22 protein-coding genes are annotated in these 25051 nt (G+C 71.4%); 5 read left to right on the forward strand and 17 right to left on the reverse strand.

What is annotated here, in order from left to right; genetic code table 11:
- Nucleotides 1-2: 2 nt before the first annotated feature.
- Nucleotides 3-1535 (reverse strand): Re/Si-specific NAD(P)(+) transhydrogenase subunit alpha, encoded by a 1533-nt coding sequence (locus EUA06_RS17030; protein WP_129477990.1) that lies wholly within the window; start codon nt 1533-1535, stop codon nt 3-5.
- Between the two features lie 330 nt (nt 1536-1865).
- Between EUA06_RS17030 and EUA06_RS17035 the strand changes: the two genes are divergently transcribed.
- Nucleotides 1866-3626 (forward strand): hypothetical protein, encoded by a 1761-nt coding sequence (locus EUA06_RS17035; protein ID WP_129477992.1) that lies wholly within the window; start codon nt 1866-1868, stop codon nt 3624-3626.
- A gap of 38 nt (nt 3627-3664) precedes the next feature.
- Here the strand turns inward: EUA06_RS17035 and EUA06_RS17040 are convergent, their stop codons facing one another.
- From EUA06_RS17040 to EUA06_RS17095, 12 genes are all read right to left on the reverse strand, one after another.
- Nucleotides 3665-4252: a LutC/YkgG family protein gene (locus EUA06_RS17040; RefSeq protein ID WP_129477994.1), complete on the reverse strand. Its 588-nt coding sequence runs from the start codon at nt 4250-4252 to the stop codon at nt 3665-3667.
- Nucleotides 4249-5745: a lactate utilization protein B gene (locus EUA06_RS17045; protein WP_207208407.1), complete on the reverse strand. Its 1497-nt coding sequence runs from the start codon at nt 5743-5745 to the stop codon at nt 4249-4251. Before EUA06_RS17045 ends, EUA06_RS17040 begins: the two co-directional genes overlap by 4 nt.
- A complete protein-coding gene (locus tag EUA06_RS17050; RefSeq protein ID WP_129477996.1) occupies nt 5742-6530 on the reverse strand; it encodes a (Fe-S)-binding protein in 789 nt (262 codons plus the stop codon). The genes EUA06_RS17045 and EUA06_RS17050 overlap by 4 nt, the downstream gene beginning before the upstream one ends.
- 49 nt (nt 6531-6579) lie before the next feature.
- A complete protein-coding gene (locus tag EUA06_RS17055) occupies nt 6580-6792 on the reverse strand; it encodes a helix-turn-helix domain-containing protein (RefSeq protein ID WP_129477998.1) in 213 nt (70 codons plus the stop codon).
- Between the two features lie 2 nt (nt 6793-6794).
- A complete protein-coding gene (locus tag EUA06_RS17060; protein ID WP_129478000.1) occupies nt 6795-8285 on the reverse strand; it encodes a rhamnulokinase in 1491 nt (496 codons plus the stop codon).
- Nucleotides 8282-10324 carry a bifunctional aldolase/short-chain dehydrogenase gene (locus EUA06_RS17065; RefSeq protein ID WP_129478002.1) on the reverse strand — a complete coding sequence of 681 codons (2043 nt, stop codon included), beginning with the start codon at nt 10322-10324 and terminating at the stop codon, nt 8282-8284. Before EUA06_RS17065 ends, EUA06_RS17060 begins: the two co-directional genes overlap by 4 nt.
- A gap of 34 nt (nt 10325-10358) precedes the next feature.
- Nucleotides 10359-11540, reverse strand: coding sequence for an L-rhamnose isomerase (gene rhaI / locus EUA06_RS17070; protein WP_129478004.1), 1182 nt, complete (start codon nt 11538-11540; stop codon nt 10359-10361).
- Nucleotides 11537-11923 carry an L-rhamnose mutarotase gene (locus EUA06_RS17075; protein WP_129478006.1) on the reverse strand — a complete coding sequence of 129 codons (387 nt, stop codon included), beginning with the start codon at nt 11921-11923 and terminating at the stop codon, nt 11537-11539. Before EUA06_RS17075 ends, rhaI begins: the two co-directional genes overlap by 4 nt.
- A gap of 85 nt (nt 11924-12008) precedes the next feature.
- A complete protein-coding gene (gene rhaS, locus EUA06_RS17080; protein WP_129478008.1) occupies nt 12009-13061 on the reverse strand; it encodes a rhamnose ABC transporter substrate-binding protein in 1053 nt (350 codons plus the stop codon).
- Entirely contained in the window at nt 13058-14152 is a 1095-nt protein-coding gene (locus EUA06_RS17085) for an ABC transporter permease (RefSeq protein ID WP_129478010.1), read from the reverse strand. Before EUA06_RS17085 ends, rhaS begins: the two co-directional genes overlap by 4 nt.
- Nucleotides 14149-15219, reverse strand: a complete 1071-nt coding sequence (locus tag EUA06_RS17090; protein WP_129478012.1) for an ABC transporter permease — start codon at nt 15217-15219, stop codon at nt 14149-14151. Before EUA06_RS17090 ends, EUA06_RS17085 begins: the two co-directional genes overlap by 4 nt.
- The gene (locus EUA06_RS17095) at nt 15216-16733 is read right to left on the reverse strand and encodes a sugar ABC transporter ATP-binding protein (protein WP_129478014.1); all 1518 of its coding nucleotides are present in this window, start codon (nt 16731-16733) and stop codon (nt 15216-15218) included. Before EUA06_RS17095 ends, EUA06_RS17090 begins: the two co-directional genes overlap by 4 nt.
- Nucleotides 16734-16891: 158 nt before the next feature.
- Here EUA06_RS17095 and EUA06_RS17100 point away from each other — a divergent pair, with 158 nt between their 5' ends.
- On the forward strand, nt 16892-17932 hold the full coding sequence (locus EUA06_RS17100) for a LacI family DNA-binding transcriptional regulator (protein ID WP_129478016.1): 1041 nt from the start codon (nt 16892-16894) through the stop codon (nt 17930-17932).
- A 124-nt stretch (nt 17933-18056) separates the two neighbouring features.
- Here EUA06_RS17100 and upp read toward each other — a convergent pair whose 3' ends face one another.
- A complete protein-coding gene (gene upp / locus EUA06_RS17105) occupies nt 18057-18698 on the reverse strand; it encodes a uracil phosphoribosyltransferase (protein ID WP_129478018.1) in 642 nt (213 codons plus the stop codon).
- Nucleotides 18699-18809: 111 nt separating this feature from the next.
- Here upp and EUA06_RS17110 point away from each other — a divergent pair, with 111 nt between their 5' ends.
- From EUA06_RS17110 to EUA06_RS17120, 3 genes are read left to right on the forward strand one after another with little or no spacing between them, the layout of a single operon-like run.
- Complete coding sequence (locus EUA06_RS17110; protein ID WP_129478020.1) at nt 18810-19295, forward strand: tRNA adenosine deaminase-associated protein; 486 nt, start codon at nt 18810-18812, stop codon at nt 19293-19295.
- 26 nt (nt 19296-19321) lie between these two features.
- Nucleotides 19322-19777 (forward strand): nucleoside deaminase, encoded by a 456-nt coding sequence (locus tag EUA06_RS17115; RefSeq protein ID WP_129478218.1) that lies wholly within the window; start codon nt 19322-19324, stop codon nt 19775-19777.
- Nucleotides 19774-20253, forward strand: coding sequence for a GNAT family N-acetyltransferase (locus EUA06_RS17120; RefSeq protein WP_129478022.1), 480 nt, complete (start codon nt 19774-19776; stop codon nt 20251-20253). Before EUA06_RS17115 ends, EUA06_RS17120 begins: the two co-directional genes overlap by 4 nt.
- Here the strand turns inward: EUA06_RS17120 and EUA06_RS17125 are convergent.
- From EUA06_RS17125 to EUA06_RS17135, 3 genes are read right to left on the reverse strand one after another with little or no spacing between them, the layout of a single operon-like run.
- Nucleotides 20242-21639: a wax ester/triacylglycerol synthase domain-containing protein gene (locus EUA06_RS17125; protein ID WP_129478024.1), complete on the reverse strand. Its 1398-nt coding sequence runs from the start codon at nt 21637-21639 to the stop codon at nt 20242-20244. The two genes, EUA06_RS17120 and EUA06_RS17125, sit on opposite strands and share 12 nt — an antisense overlap.
- Nucleotides 21636-23069, reverse strand: a complete 1434-nt coding sequence (locus EUA06_RS17130) for an HAD-IB family hydrolase (protein WP_129478026.1) — start codon at nt 23067-23069, stop codon at nt 21636-21638. The genes EUA06_RS17125 and EUA06_RS17130 overlap by 4 nt, the downstream gene beginning before the upstream one ends.
- A complete protein-coding gene (locus EUA06_RS17135) occupies nt 23066-24973 on the reverse strand; it encodes a lysophospholipid acyltransferase (RefSeq protein WP_207208408.1) in 1908 nt (635 codons plus the stop codon). The genes EUA06_RS17130 and EUA06_RS17135 overlap by 4 nt, the downstream gene beginning before the upstream one ends.
- Nucleotides 24974-25051 lie beyond the last annotated feature (78 nt).

The following is a 25051-nucleotide window of genomic DNA, read 5'->3' on the forward strand; positions in this document are numbered from 1 at the left end:
GCTCAGCCCTTCTGGAACATGTTGAGCATCCGCCGGGTGACCATGAAGCCACCGAAGACGTTGATGCTGGCGAGCAGGATGGCTACCCCGGCGAGCAGCTGGACCGCGAGGTTGTCCACGGGCGCCTGCAGGATCGCGCCGACCACGATGATCCCGCTGATCGCGTTGGTGACGCTCATGAGCGGCGTGTGCAACGCGTGGTGCACGTTGCCGATGACGTAGAAGCCGATGACGACGGCGAGCACGAAGACGGTGAGGCTCGGCAGGAACGACGCCGGCGCCGCGGTCGCGAGCGCGAGGAAGAGCACGGCGGCCAGGCCGGCGGCGTACAACCGGCGACGCGGATCGACCTCCTTCGGTGGCGCCTTCTCGATCGGCATCACCGTCGTCTCCTCACCCGTCGGCGCGGCGGAGACCTGGACGGGCGGCGGCGGCCACATGACCTCGCCGTCACGGCTCACCGAGATGCCCCGCAGGATCACGTCGTCCATGTCGAGGGTGAGCTGGCCGTCCTTCTCGGGCGTCAGCAGCTTGAGGAGGTTGACGATGTTGGTGCCGTAGAGCTGGCTGGTCTGGGCGGCGAGGCGGCCGGCGAGGTCGGTGTAGCCGAGGACCGTGACGCCGTTGTCGGTGACGACGCGCTGGTCGGTGACCGTGGCCGCGACGTTGCCGCCGTTGGCGGCGGCCATGTCGACGACGACCGAGCCCGGCTGCATCGCGGCGACGGTCTCGGCCGTCACCAGCAGCGGCGCCGGCCGGCCGGGGATCAGCGCGGTGGTGATGACGATGTCGGCGGCGCGCGCCTCCTCGTCGTACATCGCAGCGGTGGCGGCCTCCTGCTCGGCGGTCATCTCCTTGGCGTAGCCGTCGGTCGAGACCTCCTGCTCCATGTCGACCGTGACGAACTGCGCGCCCATCGACTCGACCTGCTCGGCCACCTCGGGGCGTACGTCGAACGCGCGGACGATCGCACCCAGCGACCCGGCCGCACCGATGGCGGCGAGGCCGGCGACTCCCGCACCGACGACGAAGACGCGGGCCGGCGGCACCTTGCCGGCCGCGGTGACCTGGCCGGTGAAGAGCCGGCCGAACTCGTGGGCGGCCTCGATGACGGCGCGATAGCCCGCGACGTTGGCCATCGAGGAGAGCACGTCCATCGACTGCGCGCGGGAGATGCGCGGGACGGCGTCCATCGCCAGCGCCGTGACGCCGGCGGCGCCGAGGCGCTCGACCAGCTCGGGGCTGCGGGCCGGGGCCAGCAGCGCGACGACGGTCGCGCCCCGGCGCAGCAGGCCGATCTCGTCGTCGGTGGGCGCGTTGACCTTGACCACCACGTCGCTCGCCCAGACGTCGGCGCTCGAGCCGACGTGGACGCCGGCCTCCTCGTAGGCGGCGTCGGGCTGGTCGGCGGCTGCGCCTGCGCCTGCCTCGACGACCACGTCGTAGCCGAGCGCGGCGAGCTGCGCCGCCGTCTTCGCGGTGGCCGCGACGAGGGTCTCGCCGGGTCGTGACTCGCGCGGGATGCCGATGCGCACTGCTGCCTCCTGTGGGTCTGGCCGGGCACAACGTACCGAAGTCAGCCCGTGCGACACCCGCATCTCATGTGTACCGGGTCACGGGCCGGAGCCCCGGAACGTCCTCATGGGCGGGGGGTCATGCATAGGGTGCGCGTGTGCGTCACTTCTCGGGAGAGGGGGTCGCTGCCGATCCGGCCTTGCCCGATCTCGATGTCCAAGAGGAAGAACCAGCCGACCATGGTGAGTAGCACGCGTCCAGCGGGCGCGGGTCAGTCGACGTCGGGCACCAGTGACGGAGAACGCCGCGCGGTCGCAGCCGACCGAACGTCACCGGACCGGATCTTCGTCGTGGGCGTCGTCCTCATCGTTGCAGCCACGTGCTTCCGTGTCTGGGCGGCGAGCCGGACGTGGTTCTACGTCGACGACTTCCCGCTCGTGCTCACGGCGGCCGATGACGGGCTGGCCGTGCGGTCCCTGCTCGACCCCTACATCGGCCACGTGATGCCCGCGGGACGGATCTCGGCATGGCTCACGACCGTGGGGCGGCCCTTCGACTACACCATCGCCATCGCGCAGCTCGCCGTCATGTTCGCGCTGGCCGGTGCGGGACTGCTACGGCTCCTGCGCACTCTCTTCGGCTCGCACCCCGGGGTGCTCCTGCTCCTCGCCTACTTCCTCTTCTCGCCGTGGCTGATCCAGCCCACGTCCTGGTGGGCAGCGGGCATCAACCACCTGCCCGCGCTGGTCGCCACGGTGTGGACGCTCGACGCCGTCGTCCGCTACCTGCATGACCCGCAACGTCGCCACCTCGTCGCCAGCGTGGCGTGGATGGGGTTCGGCCTGGCGTTCGCCGAGCTTGCCCTGCTCGCCTACATCCCGGTGGCGCTCGTGAGCGCTGGCTACTTCGCGAGCGGGTCGCTCCTTCGGCGGGTGCGCCAGCTCTGTCGCGAGCGACTGTGGCTCGTGGTCGCCCACGGCGTCGTCGTGGCGGCGTACGCCGGGCTCTACCTCTCAACCGCCTGGGCTCCGCAGGACGCCCCTGAAGGGGGTGTGCCGTGGGGTGGGTACGTCACGAACGTCCTCGGGATCGTGGTGCCGAGCGCGTCGATCGGCGGGCCGGTGCGCTGGAACCAGGTCTGGGCCGCACAGTTCGAGACCGACCCGTCCTGGCCACTGCAGCTGGCGGGCCTGGTCGCCGTCGCCGGCGTCGTCGCGCTGTCCGTCCACGTGCGCGACCGCGCGTTGCGTGCCTGGTCGATCCCGGTCGTCCAGCTGGTCGCACTCGTGGTGCTGATCGCGAAGACGCGCGTCGTGTTCGGACCGGCGTTCATCCTCGACCTCCGATTCACGACCCCGTTGGCACTGGGCATCCCTCTGGCCATCGGGCTCGCGTTCCTGCCGGTCCGCGGTGCCGTCGAGTCCTCCTCGCCCCGCCGGCCGCACTGGCTGATCGACCGGCCGTCCCCCGCTGTCCTGTCGACAGCCGTCGTGGTCGCGCTCGGCATGTGGAGCGCCGTGACGTTCCCTCTGCTGCACGTGCCGGCCGACCAGTCCCCGCGTCGCTACTTCGCGACGTTCGAACGCTCGCTCGACGAACACGGCAGCGTGGTGGACCTGGTGGACCTCCGCGTGCCCGACTACGTGTGGAGCGGTCGCGAAGGGGCGTACTCGATCGCACTGAGCCAGTACGGCGAGCGGGTGCGCTTCCCGGAGGTCGTCACCGACGAGTTCTACGTCCTCGACGACACCGGCCAGCTGGTCGAGGCCGACCTGGACGTCGCCCGCCGGTCGGAGCCGCCGCCGCGCGGCCAGGAGTGCGACGGCTACCGGGTCGACCGGAGGGAACGTGCAATCTCCGTCGGACCAGTGTTCGGGGATGTCTGGCGGCTGCGCATCGAGTACACGGCGAGCGCCGCGACCCCCGCGACGATCACCCGCGGCGAGTCCGTCATCGACACCACGCTGCAGCCGGGCACCCACGTGATGGAGATGCCCGGCGGGGGAGCCTACGACGCTGTCGCGGTCGTGCCGGAGGACGCAGGAGTGTCTGTCTGCGTCCACGAGGTACTGGTCGGGACGACCTCCGAGGGACGACCGGCCGGCCGCTGAGCGGTGCACGCCGGGAGGCGCGCACTCGACCAGCAGGGTCAGGGGCCGACGAGCACCACGTGCAGGGTGCGCGGGCCGTGGACGCCCTCGACCCGGTCGAGCTCGATGTCGCTGGTGGCGGACGGGCCGCTGATCCAGGTGAGCGGGCGGGCGGGGTCGAGGAGCGCGATCGCGTCGGGCACGTCGGCGACGACCTGCGTGGCGTCGACGATGCAGACGTGGAGGTCGGGGACGAGGCTGATCGCTCGTCGACCCTGGTCGGGCTGGTGGTCGAGCACGATGGTGCCCGTCTCGGCGATGCCGACGCGGGCCCGGGTGACGACGGCGTCGATCGCGTCGAGCTCGGCGGCGCTCAGGCCGTCGTCCACCACCGAGCCCGCGATCTCGAGGCCGAGCGCCGGAGGTACGACGCTGCTGCGCTCGCCGAGCACGCCGGCAACCACGCCGGCCAGGTCGGCCTCGTTGCACCGGGTGACGACCGCGCGGTAGTCCTCGACCCGCTCGACGAAGAGTGCGACGAGGTCGCCGCGGTCGGGTGCCCGGGGGGCCTCGGGGACGGCGACCGCGGGCGACACGTCCGTCAGGGCCGCTCGGACGGCGGCGAGGATGTCGTCGCGCGCGCTCATCGGGTGCCTCGGTCGTTCTGGCCGCCGTCGGTGCGATCCCACCAGGCCCGGAAGGACTCCTCAGGCGGGGCGGGCAGGTCGCGCGCGCCGGTCCAGCCGGCGCCGGGCCCGGGCAGCCGGCCGGCGGCGGCACGACCGCCGGGGAGCGTCGTACGACCGAAGCGGCGCAGGACGCGGCCACCGAGGCCGGACGCCTTCTCGGCCCACGCCAGGCGCCGCGAGTCGGAGAATGCCCATGCAGCCGCCTTCATGGCGACGGCTTCGGCCTTGGGCACGCGGTCGCCGCGGTGCGAGTCGACGACCGCGGCCCGCTGGTCGACCAGCACGGAGGGGATGTCGATCCGGACCGGGCAGACCTCGAAGCACGCGCCGCAGAGCGAGGAGGCGTACGGCAGCGACGCCGTCTGCTCGTCGGACACCCCGCGCAGCAGCGGGTTGAGGATCGCGCCGATCGGGCCGGGGTAGACCGAGCCGTAGGCGTGGCCGCCGGTGCGCTCGTAGACCGGGCACACGTTGAGGCAGGCCGAACAGCGGATGCAGCGCAGCGCCTGGCGCCCGACGTCGTCGGCGAGGGCGCGCGTGCGGCCGTTGTCGAGCAGGACCACGTGCACCTCCTGCGGGCCGTCACCGGGGGTCACGCCCGACCAGGTCGAGGTGTAGGGGTTCATCCGCTCGCCGGTCGAGGAGCGCGGCAGGAGTCGCAGCATCGGGTCGAGGTCGGACCAGGTGGCGACCACCTTCTCGATGCCGACCACGCTGATGAGGACGTCGGGCAGGGTCAGGCACATCCGGCCGTTGCCCTCGGACTCGACGACCACGAGCGTGCCGGTGTCGGCGACCGCGAAGTTGGCGCCGCTCACCGCGACCTTGGCGCGCAGGAACTTCTCCCGCAGGTGTGCGCGCGCCGCAGCGGCCAGGACGACAGGCTCGTCGGTGAGGTCGTCGGGCGCCGGTCGACCGACGTCGCCCATGCGGCGCATGAAGATCTCCCGGATCTCGGCGCGGTTACGGTGGATCGCCGGCACCAGGATGTGCGAGGGCAGGTCGTCGCCGAGCTGGACGATCATCTCGGCCAGGTCGGTCTCCCAGGCCGCGATGCCCTCGGCCTCGAGCGCCTCGTTGAGGCCGATCTCCATGGTGGCCATCGACTTGACCTTGACGACCTCGTCGACGCCGTGGGCGTGGGCTAGCCGCGCGACGATCGCGCAGGCCTCCTCGGCGTCGCGGGCCCAGTGGACCGTCGCACCGGCCCGGACCAGGGAGGCCTCCAGCGTCTCGAGGTGGGTGGCGAGGTCGCGCAGCGCGGCCTCCTTGACCCCCGCCCCGGCGAGGCGCAGGTCCTCCCAGTCCTCGACCTCGGCGACGACTGCGGCGCGCTTGTCGCGGATCGTGCGGGTGGCGTGGGCGAGGTTGCTCCGCAGCTGGGTGTCCCCGAGCGCCTCGCGTGCCGCGGTCGGGAACGCCGGCATGCCGACGAAGGTGCCGCCGCTCATGTGGCCGGCCCTCCTGCCCGCTCTCCGACGGCAGGGCCACTCGAGTGGCTCTCGGACTCCGCGGTGGAGGCGAGGATCTCGGCGAGATGCATGACGCGTACGCCGGCCCGCTGGCGCGAGAGCATCCCGCCGATGTGCATGAGGCAGGAGTTGTCTCCGGCCACGAGCACCTCGGCTCCGGTGTCGCGGACGTGGCGCGCCTTGTCCGCGCCCATCGCGACCGACGTGTCGGCGTTCTTGAGGGCGAAGGTGCCGCCGAAGCCGCAGCACTCGGTGGCCTCGGGCAGGTCGACCAGGGTGATGCCGCGTACGGCCTCGAGCAGGCGTTGCGGCCGCTCCCCCACACCGAGCATCCGCAGGCTGTGGCAGGTCGGGTGGTAGGTCACCCGGTGCGGGAAGTAGGCGCCGACGTCGGTCACGCCGAGCACGTCGACGAGGAACTCGGACAGCTCGTAGGTCTTCGGTGCGGTCTCGGCGACGGCAGCCGCGAGGGCACGGTCGCCGGAGCGTTCCGCGACGATCGCGTGCTGGTGGCGGGCCGACCCGGCGCACGAGCCCGACGGCGTCACGATCGCGTCGTAGCCCGCGAAGGCGTCGACGAACGTCCGCACCACGGGCACGGCCTCGTCGAGGTAGCCGGTGTTGACCATCGGCTGGCCGCAACAGGTCTGCGCCCGCGGGAAGTCGACATCGACCCCGAGGCGGCGCAGCAGCCGCACGACGGCCTTCCCCGTGTCGGGGAACATCGCGTCGTTGACGCACGTGACCTGGAGGGCGACCCTCACGTCCCTGGTCCTTTCGTCTGCAGTCGATTGTGCCTCGTTGTCGCGTCGGTCAGAGCAGCTCGTGCCGCACCGCCCACACGATCGCCTCGATCGTCGTCTCGCACCCCACCTTGTCGCACGCGCTCCGGGCCTTGCGCCGCACCGTCCGCTCGGACACCCCGAGCCGGCGAGCGGCGACGTCCACCGTCTCCCCCTCGGCGAGGAGCCGGAGCACGACGAGCTCGTCGTCGCCGAGATGCGGCCGGGCGCGTGGCTGGTCCATGGCTAGGCGCGGCTCCCGACTGCCTCGACGCGGTGGTCGGCTGCGTCCCAGTCGAGGCCCGGGCGCGGGTCGTGACGACGTACGTCGTGCGTCTCACGGACGAGGGCACGCATGGCGGCGAGGTCGGGCAGGTCGGCACCGAGGGCGCGGGCCTGGACGAGGGCGTTGCCGAGCGCGGCTGCCTCGCCGGGCCCGGCCAGCACCGGCACTCCGAGCGCGTCGGCGGTGAGCTGGCAGAGCAGGTGGTTGTGGGAACCGCCGCCGACGACGTGCACGACCTCCAGGTCGCGCCCGGCCAGGCGGGCGGCGGTGCGCAGGTGGCGGCGGTAGGCCAGAGCCAGGCTGTCGAGGACGCACCGGGTGATCTCTCCGGGCGTCTGCGGCGCCGGCTCGCCGGCAGCGCGGGCCAGCCCGACGACGCGCTCCGGCATCGGGTCGCTCGCGCTGCCGGGGCCGAGCAGGGAGGGATGGTTGATGTCGACGACGGTGCGCAGCGGCGCCGCCGTGCTGGCGCCGGCGAGCAGGGACGCAAGATCGGTGGCTGGGGTGCCGCCGTCCTTCCAGGCGCGCAGGCACTCCGAGAGCACCCACAGCCCCATCACGTTCTTGAGGAAGCGGACCGTGCCGTCGACGCCGCCTTCGTTCGTGAAGTCGGCCTGCCGGGCGTCCTCGGTGAGGACGGGGGCGTCGAGCTCCAGGCCGACCAGCGACCAGGTCCCCGACGAGATGTAGCCGAAGCCGGTTCCGGCCTCGGCGGGCACGGCCACGACGGCCGACGCGGTGTCGTGCGACCCCACGGCCACGACCGGGACGGCGTCGACGACGCCGAGGTCGGCGGCGACCTCGGCGCGCAGCGGTCCCACGAGCGAGCCGGCGTCACGCAGCGGCGGCAGGATCGACCACGGGAGCCCGAGCCGGCGTGCCAGGTCGCTCGACCACTCGCCGGACGTGACGTCGAGCAGGCCGGTGGTGGAGGCGTTGGTGCGCTCGGCGCCGACCTCGCCGGTGAGCCAGTAGCCGAGCAGGTCGGGCAGCAGGAGCATCGTGTGTGCCGACTCGAGCGCCGCGGTGCCACGGGCGGCGACCAGCTGGAAGACGGTGTTGAACGGCAGCTGCTGCAGCCCGTTGACGGCGTACTGCTCCTGCACGCTGACGGTCTTCGCGACGAGCTCGGGTACGTCGCGGGTGCGGGGGTCGCGGTGGCTGTAGGGGTTGCCGAGGAGCGCGCCGTCGCGGTCGAGCAGGCCGTAGTCGACGGCCCACGAGTCGATGCCGATGCCGTGGAGGTCGCCGGTGCGGGTGACCTCGGCGATGCCGGCGATGACCTCACGGTGGATGCCGAGGACGTCCCAGAACAGCGATCCACCGACCGGCACGCCGCCGTTGGGGAACCGGTGCACCTCCTTCAGGGAGAGGTGCCCCGGTTCCACGCGCGCGGCCATCACGCGACCACTGGTCGCCCCGAGGTCGACGGCCGCGACGCGCAGGTTCATCGCAGGAAGGCGGCAGCCACGCCCGCGTCGACCGGGATGTGCAGCCCGGTGGTGTGGCTGAGCTCGTCGGAGCAGAGGACGAAGACCGCGTTGGCGATGTTGTCCGGCAGCACCTCGCGCTTGAGGATCGTGCGCTGCGCGTAGAACTTGCCGAGGTCCTGCTCCTCCACGCCGTAGACCGCGGCGCGGTTCGCGCCCCAGCCGGAGGCGAAGATGCCGGAGCCCTGGACGACGCCGTCGGGGTTCACGCCGTTGACCTTGATGCCGTGCTCGCCGAGCTCGGCGGCCAGCAGCCTCACCTGGTGGGCCTGGTCGGCCTTGGCCGCGCCGTAGGCGACGTTGTTGGGCCCGGCGAAGATCGAGTTCTTCGAGGAGATGTAGACGATGTCGCCACCGATCCCCTGGTCGATCATCGCCCGGGCCGCGGCCTGCGCGACCAGGAACGAGCCCTTGGCCATCACGTCGTGCTGGAGGTCCCAGTCCTTCTCGGTCGTCTCGAGCAGCGAGCGCGACAGCGAGAGCCCGGCGTTGTTGACGACGAGGTCGACGCCACCGAAGGCGAGGACGGTCGCGTCGACCGCGGCCTGGACGGCAGTCGCGTCGGAGACGTCGACCTGCACGCCGACCGCGACGTCGGCGTTGCCGATCTCGGCGGCCGCTGCCTGCGCCTTCTCCAGCGACAGGTCGGCGATGACGACGCAGGCGCCCTCGGCCGCGAGCTTCCTCGCGGTGGCGAGGCCGATGCCCGAGGCGGCGCCGGTGACCAGCGCGACGCGGGAGGCGAGCGGCTTGGGCTTCGGCATCCGCTGGAGCTTGGCCTCCTCGAGCGCCCAGTACTCGATGCGGAACTTCTCCGACTCGTCGATGGGGGCGTACGTCGACAGACCCTCGGCGCCGCGCATCACGTTGATCGCGTTGACGTAGAACTCTCCGGCGACGCGGGCGGTCTGCTTGTCCTTGCCATAGCTGAACATCCCGACGCCCGGCACCAGGATGACCAGGGGGTCGGCGCCGCGCATGGCGGGCGAGCCCTTCACCTTGTTGCGGTCGTAGTACGCCGCGTAGTCGGCACGGTAGGCCTCGTGCAGCTCGGCGACCCGGTCGCGCACCTTGTCCATCGACGTGCCGGGCGCGACGTCGAGCAGCATCGGCTTGACCTTGGTGCGCAGGAAGTGGTCGGGGCACGACGTACCGAGCTCGGCCAGGCGCGGCGCGTTCCTCGAGGCGAGGAAGTCGAGGACGACCTTGTCGTCGGTGAAGTGGCCGACCACAGGGCGGTCCTGCGAGGCGACGCCGCGCAGGAGCGGGGCGAGCTCGGCGGCGCGGGCGCGGCGCTTCGCGGGCGCCAGCGGCTCGTACTTCTTCACGCGAGCACCGAACGGGAGCTTCTTCGAGTGCTTCTTGATGTAGCGCTCGGCGGTGCGGATGATCCAGAGCGAGTTCTTCTCCGCCTGCGCGCTGGTGTCGCCCCACGCGGTGATGCCGTGCCCGCCGAGGATGCAGCCGATGGCCTGCGGGTTGGCCTCCTTGATGGCCGCGATGTCCAGACCGAGCTGGAAGCCCGGACGACGCCACGGCACCCACACGACCTTGTCCCCGAAGGCCTCCTTGGTCAGCTGCTCGCCGTCGGCCGCGGTCGCGATGGCGATGCCGGAGTCGGGGTGCAGGTGGTCGACGTGCGCGGCGTCGACGAGGCCGTGCATCGCGGTGTCGATCGAGGGAGCGGCACCGCCCTTGCCGTGCAGGCAGTAGTTGAACGCCGCGACCATCTCGTCCTCGCGGTCGACACCGGGGTAGACGTCGACCAGGGCGCGCATCCGGTCGAGCCGCAGCACTGCGAGACCACCGGGGGTCAGGGTGCCGAGGTCGCCGCCGGAGCCCTTCACCCAGAGCAGCTCGACGTCCTCACCGGTGACGGGGTCGGTCTCGGTGCCCTTGGCGGAGGTGTTGCCGCCGGCGTAGTTGGTGTTCTTGGGGTCGGCGCCCAGCCGGTTCGAGCGCTCGACGAGCTCGGCAACGGTGGGGTTGAGGTCGCTCACGTGAGGGGTTCCTTCGTCTTCTGGGTGGGGGAGGTCAGTTCCAGCCGGCCTGCGAGCCGCCGACGCGGTCCGCCTCGATCTGCTGCTGGTAGCCGGACGAGAGGTACGCGCGCATCGGGTCGGCCGGGAGGCCGCGCTCCTCGCGCCACGACGCCAGGTCACGGCGTACGTCGGTGTAGAAGGCGTCCATGAAGATCTCGTTGGCGAGCAGCACGTCGCCGTCCGAGCGGGCCTGGTCGAGGGCCTCGGTGTCGAGCAGCAGCGCGCGGGCGGTCATCTCCTGCACGTTGAGCACCGAGCGGATCTGGCCCGGCACCTTGGCCTCGATGTTGTGGCACTGGTCGAGCATCAGGGCGACGTCGTTGGGCGTGCCGTCGGCCTGGTCACCGAAGCCGCCGCCGCGGATGACCTCGACCATGATCCGGAACAGCTGGTAGGGATCGGCCGCGCCGACGATCAGGTCGTCGTCGGCGTAGAAGCGGCTGTTGAAGTCGAACGAGCCCAGCTTCCCGAGGCGCAGCAGCTGCGCGACGATGAACTCGATGTTGGTGCCGGGGGCGTGGTGGCCGGTGTCGAGGCAGACCATGGCGCGGTCGCCGAGGGCGGCCACGTGGACGTAGGACGTGCCCCAGTCCGGGACGTCCGTGTGGTAGAACGCCGGCTCGAAGAACTTGTACTCCAGGACGAGCCGCTGCTCCTCGGAGAGCTCGTCGTAGATCGTGCGCAGGCTCTCGGCGAGCCGGTCCTGCCGGCCGCGCATGTCGCCCTGGCCGGGGTAGTTGGTGCCCTCGGCGAGCCAGATCTTCAGGTCGCGCGAGCCCGTCTGGTGCATCACCTCGATGCAGGCGAGGTGGTGGTCGATCGCCTTCTGCCGGATGCGCGCGTCGGTGTGGGTCAGGGCACCGAGCTTGTAGTCGTCGTCCTGGAAGGTGTTGGAGTTGATGGTGCCGAGCGCGACGCCGTGCTCCTTGGCGTACGCCGACAGGGCGGCGTAGTCGCCGACCTCGTCCCACGGGATGTGGAGCGCCACTGACGGCGCGAGGCCGGTGAAGCGGTGGACGGCGGCGGCGTCGGCGATCTTCTCCTCGACGGTGCGCGGGGTGCCGGCGGAGCCGAAGACCTTGAAGCGGGTGCCGGAGTTGCCGTAGGCCCAGGACGGCACCTCGATGGCGAGGTCGCCGAGCCGGTCGCTGATGGCGGTGAAGCTGGTGGTCATGACGGGTCCTGGGCTGTGGTGGCGGGAGGGTCTGGGAGGTGTGCGGGGTCGAGCGCGGCGAGCTGGTCCTCGAGGTGGAAGACCTCGTCCAGCTGCCGGAAGCCCTGGTCGGGCGGGAGGTCGAGCTCCTCGAAGAACTCGGCCATCTCCGCCTGCCAGCGGGCGTTGACGTCGGTGCGGGCCATCCCGGCCTGTGCGGCGGCCAGGTCGTCGGTCACGAGGTAGCCGACCAGGAGGCCGTCGTCCCGCAGGAAGAGGGAGTAGTCGTGCCAGCCGGTGTCGTGGAGGGCGCGGAGCATCTCGGGCCACACGCTGGCGTGGCGCTCGGCGTACTCAGCCATCCGGTCCTGACGGACCTGCAGGGTGAAGCAGACGCGCGGCATCGCGGCCTCCCGGCTGTGAAGTGGTGGTCCCGGGGCCGTCGACGGCTGGGGCCGACGGCCCCGGGAGGTGTGGTGCGGTCGGGCCTCAGAAGTCGAAGTCGCCGATGTTGTCCGCGTTGAAGGTGAACGGCTCGCCCAGGAGCACGGTGCCGTCGGCGCCGACCTCGAACTCGCCGAGCTCACCGGCCTCGAAGGAGTCACCCTCCTCACCAGTGATCGACCCGTCGACCAGCGCAGCAGCCGCGTAGGTCGCGAGGTAGCCCAGGTCGCCCGGGTTCCACAGCGCGAACGACGCCACGGTGCCGTCCTCGACGAACTCACGCATCTGGTTCGGCGTGCCGAGACCGGTCAGCGCGACCTGGCCCTTGTACTCCGAGTCCGACAGGTACCGGGCCGCAGCGGCGATGCCGACCGTGGTCGGGCTGATGATGCCCTTCAGGTCGGGGTGGTTCTGCAGCAGCGCCTCGGTCTGGTCGAACGACTTCTGGTCCTCGTCATCGCCGTAGACGGTGTCGACGAGCTCGATGTCGGCGTAGTCCGGGTTCGAGGCCAGCTCCTCCTCCATCGTCGCGATCCACGCGTTCTGGTTCGTCGCGTTGGCCGAGGCCGACAGGATCGCGATCTCACCCGACCCGCCGATCTCCTCGGCGATCAGCTCCAGCTGCTTGGCAGCGATGCCCTCGGACGTGGCCTGGTTGATGAACAGGTCGCGGCACTCGGGGTTGGTGTCGGCGTCGAACGTGACGACCTTGACGTCCGCGCTGCGGGCCTCCTCGATCGCGTCGCACAACGCGTCGGGGTCGTTGGCCGAGATGATCAACGCGTCCTTGCCCTGCTGGGCCACGGTGTTGATGTACGACACCTGCGCATCCGGGCTACCCGTCTCCGGGCCGACCTCCTCCATGTCCGCACCCAGCTCGTCGGCCGCCGTCATGGCGCCCTTCGTGCTGGTGTCGAAGTAGGCGTTGCCGAGGTTCTTGGGGAGCATCGTCATCGACAGCGCACCCCCACCGTCCCCGCCGCTGCCCGAGTCGCTGCCCGAGTCCCCGCCGTCGTCGCCGCCGCAACCGGCGAAGGCGAAGGTCGCGGTGAGCAGGAGCGCGGCCAGAGCCGTGGGCTTCCTGGTGTGGATCTTCATGAGTCACTGCCTCTCGTTGTGACGCCGGCGGATGCCGCGTTATCTGGGGTGTGGGACTCCCGAGGAGCCGCCGGTGTCGCCTTGCGGGGGAGCCTCGACGAGGCCGCGGCAAGGACGTTGGGGAGGATCACCGAGGCCACGAGGAGCAGGCCGACGATGATGTTGGTGACGTTGACCGTCACGCTCTCCAGGCGCAGCGCGCTGGAGAGGACGCCGATCAGCACGACCCCGGCAAGGACGCCGTGGAGCCGGCCGCGGCCGCCGAAGATCGAGACGCCGCCGAGGAGCACCGCCGCGATGACCTGGAGCTCGTAGCCGGTGGCGTTGTCGCCGCGGGCCGAGCCGAACCGCAGGGTGAAGTAGATGCCGGCCAGCGCCGAGACGACGCCGGAGAGCATGAAGAGCACCAGCTTGGTGCGGGCCACGTCGACGCCGGTGAAGTGCGCCGCCTCGTCGTTGAGCCCGATGTCGTAGACACCGCGGCCGAAGGTCGAGAAGTGCAGCAGCACCACGAAGCCGATCGCGAGGACCGCGAAGGGGATCATGACGAGCGGGATCTTCGTCTCGCCGATCGTCCCGGTGGCGAGGTCCGACCACTTCTCGGTGAAGTCGGTGATCGCCTTGGTGCCGAGCAGCCCGACGGCGATGCCGCGGAAGAGCGCAAGCGTGCCGATCGTGACCGCGAGCGACGGCAGTCCGACGTAGGCGATGAGGAAGCCGTTGAGCGCACCGCAGGCCAGGCCGGCCAGCAGGGCGAGCAGTGCGGCGGCCGGGACGGACATCCCGCCCTCGTGGAGCACGCCGAGCAGCACGCTGCTCAGGCCCATGATGCTCGCGACCGACAGGTCGATCTCGCCGGTGATGATCACCAGCGTCATCGGCAGGGCGATCAGCAGGATGGGGGCGATGTCCTGCAGCAGGAACTTGATGGTGAGCGGGCCGTCGAAGTTGGGCACGTTGGCGATCGAGTAGAGGATCACCGCCGCGGTGAGCGCGATGACGGCCGTCTCGCGGGTGAGCAGCAGCCGCTGCCACAGGGGTGCGGAGTACGCCGAGTAGGTGCGGGCCGGCGCTTCGGTCGTGGCGCTCATGAGCGATCCCTCGATTCGGCGAGCTTGCGGGCCTGTCTGACGGCGAGGACCCGGTCGAGGACGATCGCGCCGAGGATGAGGGCGCCGACGACGGCGCGCTGCCAGAAGTCCTCGATGCCCAGGCTCGGGAGCGCCCGGTTGATGGTGACGAGCAGGAAGGCGCCGATCGCCGCGCCCCACACGGTGCCGCTGCCGCCGAAGATGGCGATGCCACCGATGACGGCGGCGGCGACGGCCTGGAGCTCGATGCCGCTGCCGACGCTGGAGCTCACCGTGCCGTAGCGGGCGGTGTAGAGCGCTCCGGCCAGGCCGGCCAGCGCACCGCTGAGGACGAACGCGGCGAGCAGGCGACGGCGTACGGGCAAGCCGTAAAGCACGGCCGCGTCGGGGTCGGAGCCGATCGCGTACATCTCGCGGCCACCGCGCGCGGTGTGGAGGTAGTAGCCGACCGCGGCCAGGACCAGCACCGCGATGATCGTCAGCATCGGAACGCCCAGCACCGAGCGGGTGCCGAGCCGGAGGAACTCGCGCGGCAGGTCGCCGGCGTTGATCCGGTCGCTGCCCGCCCAGGTGAGCATGATGCCGCGGTAGATGTAGAGGGTGCCGAGCGTGATGACGAGCGCGGGCACCTTGCCGTACGCCACCAGGAGGCCGTTGACCAGGCCGAGCACTGCGCCGAGCAGCAGGCAGGCCGCGATCACCACGATGATCGGCAGTCCGGGATGGTCGATGAAGAGCCGGCCGGTGAGGTAGGCGGTGAGCGCCATCACCGAGCCGACCGACAGGTCGACGTTGCGGGTGATGATCACGACGCCCTGACCGACCGCCAGCAGCACGAGGATCGACGGGTTGAGCAGGAAGTTGCGCCAGCCGTCGGAGCTGAACAGGAAGCTGTTGTTCTTCGAGGTCGCGAGCACGACGACCGCGAGGAGGACGAGGAAGATCGACAGCTCGCGCGAGCGGAGCACGGTCGTGATCGCGCGTCGGGTCGGGGACAGGCGGCTGGGCTCGACGAGGAGGGCCTCGCCGGACGAGACCTCGCTCGCGGGCTGCACGTCGGTGTTCATGAGGCGTCCTCGAGGTGGTGGGTGGCCGCGTGCATGACGGCCTCGGGGGTGGCCTCAGCACGGTCGAGCTCGGCGGTGATGCGGCCCTCGCAGAGGACGAGGACGCGGTCGGCCATGCCGAGGACCTCGGGCAGCTCGGAGGAGATCATCAGGATCGCGAGGCCCTGCCCGGCGAGCTCGGACAGCAGCCGGTGGACCTCGGCCTTGGTGCCGACGTCGATGCCGCGGGTGGGCTCGTCGATGATCAGCAGCTTCGGGTTCGTCGCGAGCCACTTGGCGATGACGACCTTCTGCTGGTTGCCGCCGCTCATCGTGGCTGCGTTCATGTCGAGCGCGCTGGTCTTGACCTCGAGGCGGGAGGCCCAGGGGCCGGCGGCCTTGTTCTCCATGCCGGCGGTGAGCAGGCCGGCCTTCGCGATGCCGCGGCGGATGACGCCTGCGACGTTGCGGGTGACCGAGGAGTCGATGACCAGGCCCTGCTTGCGGCGGTCCTCGGGGATGAAGGCCATGCCGGCGCGGATCGCGGAGCGCGGGTCGTGCTCCTTGACGTCCTTGCCGTTGACCGTGACCGTGCCGCTGTCGTAGTGGTCGACCCCGAAGACCGCGCGGGCGACCTCGCTCCGACCCGCGCCGACCAGGCCGGCCAGTCCGACGATCTCGCCGGCGCGGACCTCGAGGTCGATGTCGTGGAAGACGCCCGACCGGTTGAGTCCGCTGACCTGCAGGACCGGCTCGCCGATGGTTGCGGCGACCTTGGGAAAGAGCTCGTCGACGTCGCGGCCGACCATCAACGACACCAGCTCGGACGGCGAGGTCTCGTCGATGCGGCGGGTGTCGATGTAGGAGCCGTCGCGCATCACGGTCACGGTGTCGGCGAGGGCGAAGACCTCGTCGAAGCGGTGGGATATGAAGACGAGTGCGCGACCCTCGTCGCGCAGGCTCCGGGCGACGGCGAAGAGGCGGTCGACCTCGACGCCGCTGAGCGCGGCGGTGGGCTCGTCCATCACCAGCAGGCGTGCGTCGAGCGAGATGGCCTTGGCGATCTCGATGATCTGCTGGTCGGCGATCGAGAGGCCGGCGGCGGGACGACGGGGGTCGATCCGCACGCCGAGGCGAGCGAAGAGGCCCTCGGCCTCGGTGATCATCGCGGCGCGGTCGATGCGACGGCCGCGGGCGAGGGGCTGGCGGCCCATGAAGATGTTCTCCGTGACCGACAGGTCGGGGAAGAGCGTCGGCTCCTGGTAGATCACCGCGATGCCGGCCCCCTTGGAGTCGGCGGTGGAGGAGAAGTCGACGGCCTCGCCGCCGAGCTCGAAGACGCCGGAGTCGCGGCGGTGCACGCCGGCGACGACCTTGACGAGGGTCGACTTGCCGGCGCCGTTCTCGCCGATCAGGGCGTGGATCGAGCCGCCGTCGACCCGGAGGCTGCCGGAGCGGAGGGCGACGACCGGGCCGAACGACTTGGAGACGTCACGCAGCTCCAGCACCGGTGCGGCGGTGTCGGTGGCGGTCATGATCGGGGCCCTGTCGTCGTGGTTGAAAGGTTTCACGTCGCGAGAAAGGTAAGTGGCGGCCGTCACACGCGTCAAGCATCCCGGTGAATTTTTCTGTGACGTTTCATTCGACTGGTGGGTGGTCTACTCTCCGACTGTCAGTCGTCCCGAGGAGCCCGATGTCCAGCAGCAGCCCTCCGGTGCGCAACGGGCGTCGGCCGTCGGTCAAGGACGTGGCCGAGCGCGCCCAGGTCTCCCTGGGCACCGTCAGCAACGTGCTCAACCGCCCCGACCGGGTGAGTGCCGGCACCCGTGAGCGCGTCGAGCGCGCGATGGTCGACCTCGGGTTCGTGCTCAACGAGTCCGCCCGCCAGCTCCGGATGGGGCGCAGCAACACGTTCGCCTACGTCATGCTCGACGCGACCAACCCGTTCTTCACCGACGTGGCGCGCGGCATCGAGCTCGCTGCCGAGAAGGCGGACCTGTCGCTGTTCCTCTGCAACAGCGACGGCCGCTCCGCCCGGGAGCATGCCCACCTCGCGCACCTCCAGCAGCAGCGCGTCGACGGCATCCTGATCACGCCCGTCGACCCCGAGGCACCCGAGCTCGCGCGGATCATCGCGCAGGGCACGCCCCTCGTCATCGTCGACCGCGCCACCACCACGGGGACCTTCTGCTCCGTCACGGTCGACGACCGGCTCGGCGGCCGCGTGGCCATCGAGCACCTCGTCGACCGCGGCCACACTCGCGTCGCCTACGTCGGCGGGCCCGTCGCCATCGGCCAGGTGCGCGAGCGCTGGGAGGGCGCGCGGGCAGCGTGGAGCGACGCCGGCCTCGCCGAGTCCGACCTGGTCCACGTCGAGACAGAGACGCTCTCCGTCGAGGAGGGCAGGGTCGCCGGCGAGCGGATCGCGGGACTGCCCAGACGCAGCCGCCCGAGCGCGGTCTTCTGCGCCAACGACCTCGTCGCGCTGGGCCTCCTGCAGCAGGTCGTCTCCACCGGTCAGAAGGTTCCCGAGGACCTCGCGATCGTCGGCTACGACGACATCGCCTTCGCCGCCAGCGCGGCCGTGCCCCTCACGTCGGTCCGGCAGCCGCGGCAGTCGCTGGGGCGTACCGCCGCCGAGCTCCTGATCGACGAGGTCAACAACCCCGAGCACCTGCACCAGCAGGTCGAGTTCACCCCCGAGCTGATCGCCCGCACCTCGACCCTGGGTTGACCCGCTGAAACGTTCGTAGGCGTTGTCCCTCCACCGACCGACGCCTCACGGCGATAGTCCGCATCACACGTCTGGTGCCGAACCCGTGTCGGGCAGAACTTTGATGCGGACTACCCCCGGGAGGTCAGTGCGCGACGCCGTACAACCGGTCGCCGGCGTCGCCGAGGCCGGGGACGATGTAGCCCTTGTCGTTGAGCTTCTCGTCGAGCGCCGCGGTCACGACGGTGACGGGTACGTCGAGGCCCTCGAGGCCGGCCTCGAGGTTCGCGACGCCCTCGGGTGCCGCGAGCAGGCAGATCGCCGTGATGTCGTCGGCGCCGCGAGAAGTGAGGAAGTTGATCGCCGCCGCGAGGGTGCCGCCGGTCGCGAGCATCGGGTCGAGGACGTAGCACTGGCGCCCGGACAGGTCGTCGGGCAGCCGCTCGGCGTAGGTCGACGCCTCGAGCGTCTCCTCGTTGCGCACCATGCCGAGGAAGCCGACCTCGGCCGTCGGCAGGAGCCGCATCATGCCGTCGAGCATGCCCAGGCCGGCGCGGAGGATCGGCACCACCATCGGTCGCGGCTGGGCGAGGTAGACGCCGGTCGTCGGCCCGACGGGGGTGGTGATGTCACGCGGGTCGACGCGCACCTCGCGGGTCGCTTCGTAGGCGAGGAGCGTCACCAGCTCGTCGGTGAGCCGCCGGAAGGTCGGCGAGTCGGTCTGCTCGTCGCGCAGGACGGTGAGCTTGTGGGAGACGAGCGGGTGGTCGACGACGTGCAGGCGCATGGGGGTCACCCTAGTGGTGTCGGCAGCGGGATGAACGACTCGCAAACCTCCTTGTTGGTCGGGCCGGCTTCTGCGACTCTGGAGCAGTCCGCAGCCTGGGGAGGGGTCGGCATGTCCGAACTGAACGGCGCGGTCGACTACGCGCTGGTCGCCTTCCTCGAGGACGGCGACTGGCAGCTGCAGGACATCGCCTCGCCCGCCTTCGAGTCCGTCGACTCCCTCAGCCACGCGCTGCGCCAGGTCTCCGGCCCCGACGGCGCCGTCGGCATGATCGCCGTCGACGAGGACTTCTTCGTGCTGGTCCGCGTGGTCGGCTCGACCACCCGGGTGCTGCTCTCCGACGTCACCGCGGCCGAGGAGTGGGAGCTCGCGCACTCGGTCGTGGAGTTCCTCGGCCTCCCCCCGCCCGAGGACGACGACATCGAGGTGCCTGCCGGCGACCTCGACCTGCTCGGCGACCTGGGCCTGCACGCCTACGACATGGGCGCCCTGCTCGACGACGTCGAGCTCTACCCTGACGACGTGCTGTCCGACATCGCGAGCCGCCTCGGCTTCGGCGACCTCTTCGACGACACCGTGGGGCTCGCCTCGGCATGACCACGCTGGTGACCTGGGACGAGCCCATGCGGCTGGCCCTCGCCGAGGCGCGGGACGCCCTGGCCGGTGACGACGTACCGGTCGGCGCCGTCGTGCTCGACGAGTCCGGCGCGGTCATCGGCACGGGCCGCAACACCCGCGAGGCCGAGGGCGACCCGACCGGTCACGCGGAGGTCGTCGCGCTGCGTGCGGCTGCCGCCACCCGCGGTGAGTGGCGGCTGACCGGCTGCACCCTCGTCGTCACCCTCGAGCCGTGCACGATGTGTGCCGGTGCCCTCGTGCTCGCCCGGGTCGACCGCCTCGTCTTCGGGGCGTACGACGACAAGCTGGGCGCCGTCGGCTCGCTCTGGGACGTGGTCCGCGACCGCCGCCTCAACCACCGGCCCGAGGTCGTGGCCGGCGTGCTCGCCGCCGACTCGACCACGCTGCTGGACGACTTCTTCGCCCGCCACCGGCTGCCCGGCAGGCACGAGGCGACATGACGGACGTACGCCGTGCCACCACAACCGACGCAGAGGTGCTTGCCCGGCTGCTGTGGGACTTCAACACCGAGTTCGAGACCGAGGTCGACGACGTCGAAGTCCTGGAGGTCCGCTTCGCCCGGCTGCTCGAGCTCGACGACATCGTCGCGGTGCTCGCCGAGGACGACAGCACCCCAGTGGCGTTCGCCCTCGTGAGCCTGCGCCCGGCCATCTGGTTCGACGGCCCGGCGTCGCAGCTCGAGGAGCTCTACGTCGTGCCGACGCTGCGCGACCGCGGGATCGGCACGCAGGTCCTCGACCTGTGCCGCCGGCTGGTGCGCGAGAAGGGCTCGCCCGAGATGCACATCGGCGTCGACGAGGTCGACACGGACACCCGCCGGTTCTACGAGCGCCACGGCTTCGTGAACATCGAGGAGGGCGTCGACTACCGGATGCTCTACTACGTCGGCCCGACCGCGCCGCCGTCAGCCGGCTGAGACCATCTCCTCGACACCCTCGACCAGGCACTCCTCGAGGTCACGGAGGTCCGCGACGGCGCTCGCGTCGACGTTCACGCCGATACACGCGGTGTCGCCGACCGTCACCAGGCACACGGTGAGCGCCGCACCGGGGAGCGGGCCGAGGACGTACATCCCCTGCACCTCGGCACCCGCCATGAAGCGCTTGCGCGGCGGGCCGGGCAGGGTCAGGACGAAGGCGTCCGGGACGGCCGCCGTGCGGAGCGCGCCGGCGCCGACGAAGGCAGGCATCCGGTTGAGCAGCGGCGCGGCCGCGTCGAGCACCTCGAGCGCGCGCTCGGTGTGGAGCGACAGCACCTCGCCACGCACGGCCGCGACCCGGTCGACCGGGTCCTCGATCGCGAGCGGCCCGGAGATGATCGCGCCGGCGAAGCGGTTGCCGAGGTCGTCGGCGCGGTCGAGCGAGACCCGCACCCCGACCGGGATCTCACGGACGGGACCGTCCCGTCGCTCGTGGTAGCGGCGGAGCCCGCCGAGAACCAGCGCGACGGCCGCGTCGTCGAGCGTGCCGCCGCCCTGCCTGGCGACCGCGCGCAGCTGCTCCAGCGGGGCGTCGAGGGTGAGGAACGACCACATCCGCCCGGTGCGCGGCGACAGCTCGGGCGACGGTGGCGCGGCCTGGGAGACCAGCCGGCGCACGGACGCTCCGTAGCGCAGGGTGGAGGCGAGGACCGCCTGCGGCCGGGTGGCGGCGAGGCCGAGCCCGCGCAGGGTCGAGAGCGCCGCCTCGGGCAGCGTCGCGACGTCGGTGCGCAGGCCCGAGACCGCGAGGTCGACCGGGTCGGCGGCGGCCGGCGCCGCGACCTCCTCGCCGACTGGCTTGCGCGCAGTGTGCGCCCGCTTGCCGGACTGGAGCATCGAGAGCAGCTGGACGGTGCCGAGCGGATCGGCCAGCGCGTGGTGGATCTTGAGGACGTACGCCGCCCCGTCAGGCAGGCCCTCGAAGAGCACGCCCTCCCACAGCGGGCGCGAGCGGTCGAACGGGCGCAGCGCGATCTGCGCGGCCTGGGCCAGCATCTCCTCGCGGCTCGACACCTGCTCGCGACGCAGGTGGTAGCCCAGGTCGAAGGTCGGGTCGTCGGCCCACGTGGGCGCAGCGGTCGGCACGACGGGGTCGACGACGCGCTGGCGCAGACGGCGTACGAGCCCGGTGCCCCACTCGGTCGCGGCGACGAAGCGCTTCCAGTCCGGCGCCCGGTCGAGGTCGATGATCACCGTCGACGTCGACGACTGCACCGGGTGCTGCTCGGAGCGCCACATCAGGGTCTGCATGGGGGTCAGGTCGTTGCCGGACGTCCATCCTGCGGCGCCGCCCCAGCGCTCGAAGTCTTCACTCTTCGTCATCCGGGCCACCTTGCGAGCGTCTCCTCGAACTTCGTGTGCAGCGCGGCGATCCGCTCGCTCATGTCGTCGGTGTTCCAGTCGGTCTCGGGCTCGAGCACGCACACGTCGACGACGCCCGGGTTGAGCACGAAGGAGCTGCGGCGCATCAGCTCGCCGGTGTTGCGCAGCACCACGGGCACCACCGGCACGCCGGCCTGCGCGGCGAGGTGGAAGGCGCCCTTGCGGAACGGCCCGAGCACCGGCGTCGCCGACCGCGTCCCCTCCGGGAAGATCATCAGTGAGGTCCCGCTGCGGATCCGCTCGGCGACGCCGTCGAGGGTCGCGCGGGCTGACTCGGAGTCGCCGCGGTCGATGTAGGCCGGGTCGATGACGACCGAGCCGACGAAGGTGCGCGGGTCCCACCGCGCCTCCTTCTTGGCGACGATCGTGAAGTCGCGCTCGAGGAGGTTGCCGAGGACCGGGATGTCGAGCGCGCTCTGGTGGTTGGCGACGAAGATCGCGGGCCGGTGGGTCCAGAGCCGCTCGCGGTTGAGCACGTTGAGCGTCACGCCGGCCAGCGACATCGGGAGCGAGGTCGCCAGCTTGATCGCGGCGTTGCGCCCCTCCTTCAGGTCACCGCGGAGCAGGCCGTAGGACAGACCGGCGACGACGCCCGTGTTCATGCCCGCGAGCGCTGCGGCCGTACGACCCGCAGCGATCAGCGAGCCCCCGACCGGGTCGCTGAGGTCGAGGACCGGCCAGCCGAGGCGCGCAGCGGCGGATCGCAGGTCGCGGTGCGGGTTGAGGGCGGTCGGGTGACCGACGGAGGAGAGGAACGCGACGTCCTCGTAGCCGTTGCCGTAGGCGTACGACGTCGACAGGTCGAGGCCGTGCTCGCGCGCGAACGCCCGCACGCCGCTCGCCTTGTGCCGTCCCCACAGCATCGGGCCGTCGGTGGCGCCGGTGAACTGGCCGTCCTCGACCACGAGCCGGGTGCACACCAGGTGCTCGACGCCGAGGTCCCGGGCGACCGGCGCAATCTGGTACGACGTCGCGGCGGAGGCCACCGCGACGGTGTGGCCGGCGCGCTGGTGGGCCATCACGAGCGCGCGTGACTCGCGCCGGATGGTGCCGGCGATCTTGGAGCGGAAGAGCCGCTCGCCCAGGTCGGCGAACGCCTCCTCGGACTCCCCGCGCATCGCCGAGAAGGCGACGTGCGCGATGCGGGTCGGGTCGCCGCCGAGCTCGCCGTCGACCGCGGTGACGACCGTGCGGAGGAACTCGGCCGGCGAGACGTCGCGGCCCTTCAGCCGGTCGCCGTAGAACGTGGCGGCGGTGTAGCCCGCGACCAGGGTGCCGTCGAGGTCGAAGAACGCCCCGACCGTCGGCCCTTGGGGTCCGGCCTCGATCGCGTCGATCGCGGCCAGGACCTCGTCGGACAGTCCGCTCACGAAGCGTCCTGCGGCTGTGGTTCGGACTTGGTCTCGGGCAGCACGACCTGCACCGGCTCGCCCGCGATCTCTCCGATCACGTTGACCCGGCGGACCGCCTCGCGCAGCTCGGCCGCGAAGGCCTCGCGCGCGGAGCCGACGCCCTCCCCGCCGTCGAGCAGTCCCTTGTGCCGCGCCAGCGCCATCGCCGTGCGGAAGAGCTCGAGGGAGATCGACTCGGCGCTGGCGACGCGACGCTGCAGCGCCCACTGCTGGCCGACGGCCAGCGAGTCCTTGAGCAGGTCGTCCTCGTCGACCGGGCTGTCCCCGCGGTCGGCGAGCCGGTCGGCCAGGACGAGGTAGGCGTCGAGGAACGGCCGCAGCACGAGGTGCGCGAGGTGGGGCCGCGCGTTGACCAGCAGCTCGCGCGCCCTGACCGGTGTCATCTCGGTGACGCCCTCGCCCACCAGGAGCTGGAGCTCGGTGCGCAGGTCGTCCTCGAAGCCTGCCCGGCTCGGGAAGAAGAACTCGAACTTGAGGAGGTCGCGCATCCGCTTCGCCTCCTCCCACCCGACCTGCAGCTCGCCACCGGCAGGCAGCTCGGCGTCGGGCTCGAGCTCGCTGACGGTGAGCAGCGCGAGCTCACCGATCGCTCGCTCGACGAGGATGTGGATGACCGTGTTGCGGTAGAACGCGGCGACCAGGTGCTGGTCGTCCCCGATCTTCCAGACCGGCTCGGTGCCACCGTCGTACGCCGTCAGCACGCCGCTGCGAGCCAGCTCGGCGAGCGCGCGGCGGATGGTCGAGCGGTCCCGGAGGTCGGCGGCGCCGGCGACCGGCCACTTGCGGGCGTCGATGTAGGCGGCGAGCGGCTCGACGGTCTCCAGCACCTCGTCGACGGTCAGCGCGCGGTCGGCGCCGAGGAGGGAGAGCGAGACGATCGCCGTCACGGTGACCGGGGTGGCGCGGTTGAGGCGGTGGGAGATGTCGAGGGCGACGCGCTCGACCGCGGCGTGACCGGTGACCCCGTCGGCCTCCAGCTCGGCCATCCGCTCGCGGAGCGAGAAGGGCTCGCCGACGGTCAGGTAGGCGCGACCGAGCCGGTTGCGCTGGAGCCGGGCAAAGCGCACGAGCCAGCGCCAGTCCTCGGGCGTCTTGCTGCCGCCGCGCGCCTCCTCGGTCATCAGCGACACCTCGTGCAGCTGGTCGTAGACCACCGAGACCGGCACGACCTGCACGTCCGGTGCTTCCTCGCCGTCGACCGTGTCGGTGAGGTACTTCAGGATGCCGTGCACCGGCGGCCGCAGCTTGCCCGTGCGGGTGCGACCGCCCTCGATCGACCACGCCATGTTGCGCTTGTTGGTCACCATCTGGCGGATGTAGGAGCGCAGCGCGAGCCGGTAGACCGGGATCTCCTGCGTCGAGCGACGGATGAAGATCAGGCCCGTGCGGCTCGCGACCGTGCCGATGACGGGGAGGTTGAGGTTGGCTCCGCCGAACGTGTAGGTCGGCGAGAACCGCCGGGCCGCGAGGGCGTTCGGGATGACCATGCCGTCGAGGTAGGACCGGTGGCTGAAGGCCAGCGCCAGGCTGTGGGAGCGGTCGAGGCGCTTGAGCGCGTGCATGTCGTCCTCGTCGACCAGCACGTCGTACGCCCGGAGGAACCACTCCCCCATCCGCACCCAGCCCTGGGAGGTGCGCTCGTCGTGGGCGGCGGACATCTCGTGGAGGTAGCCCTTCACCTCCGACCAGACCTCCTCCTCCGGGCGACCCTGCTCGGTCGCCTGCTCGGCGACAGCAGCCTGGAAGCGCTTGTCGTGGAGGAGCTCGGTCACCTCCTGCGGCGGCGCTGCGGGCAGCCGCTCGCCGACGCTCTTCGGCAGCGCGGAGCGGGCCAGGTCTCGGGCTCGTCGGACGGCAGTCACGTCTGCGCACCGCTCCTTCCCGCTCGCGCCGAAGGTGTTCCAGCGACGAGCACAGGTGTGCGCCGAAAGGTACCGCCG

The organism is Nocardioides glacieisoli, from assembly GCF_004137245.1.
In the GTDB taxonomy this organism is placed as follows: domain Bacteria; phylum Actinomycetota; class Actinomycetes; order Propionibacteriales; family Nocardioidaceae; genus Nocardioides; species Nocardioides glacieisoli.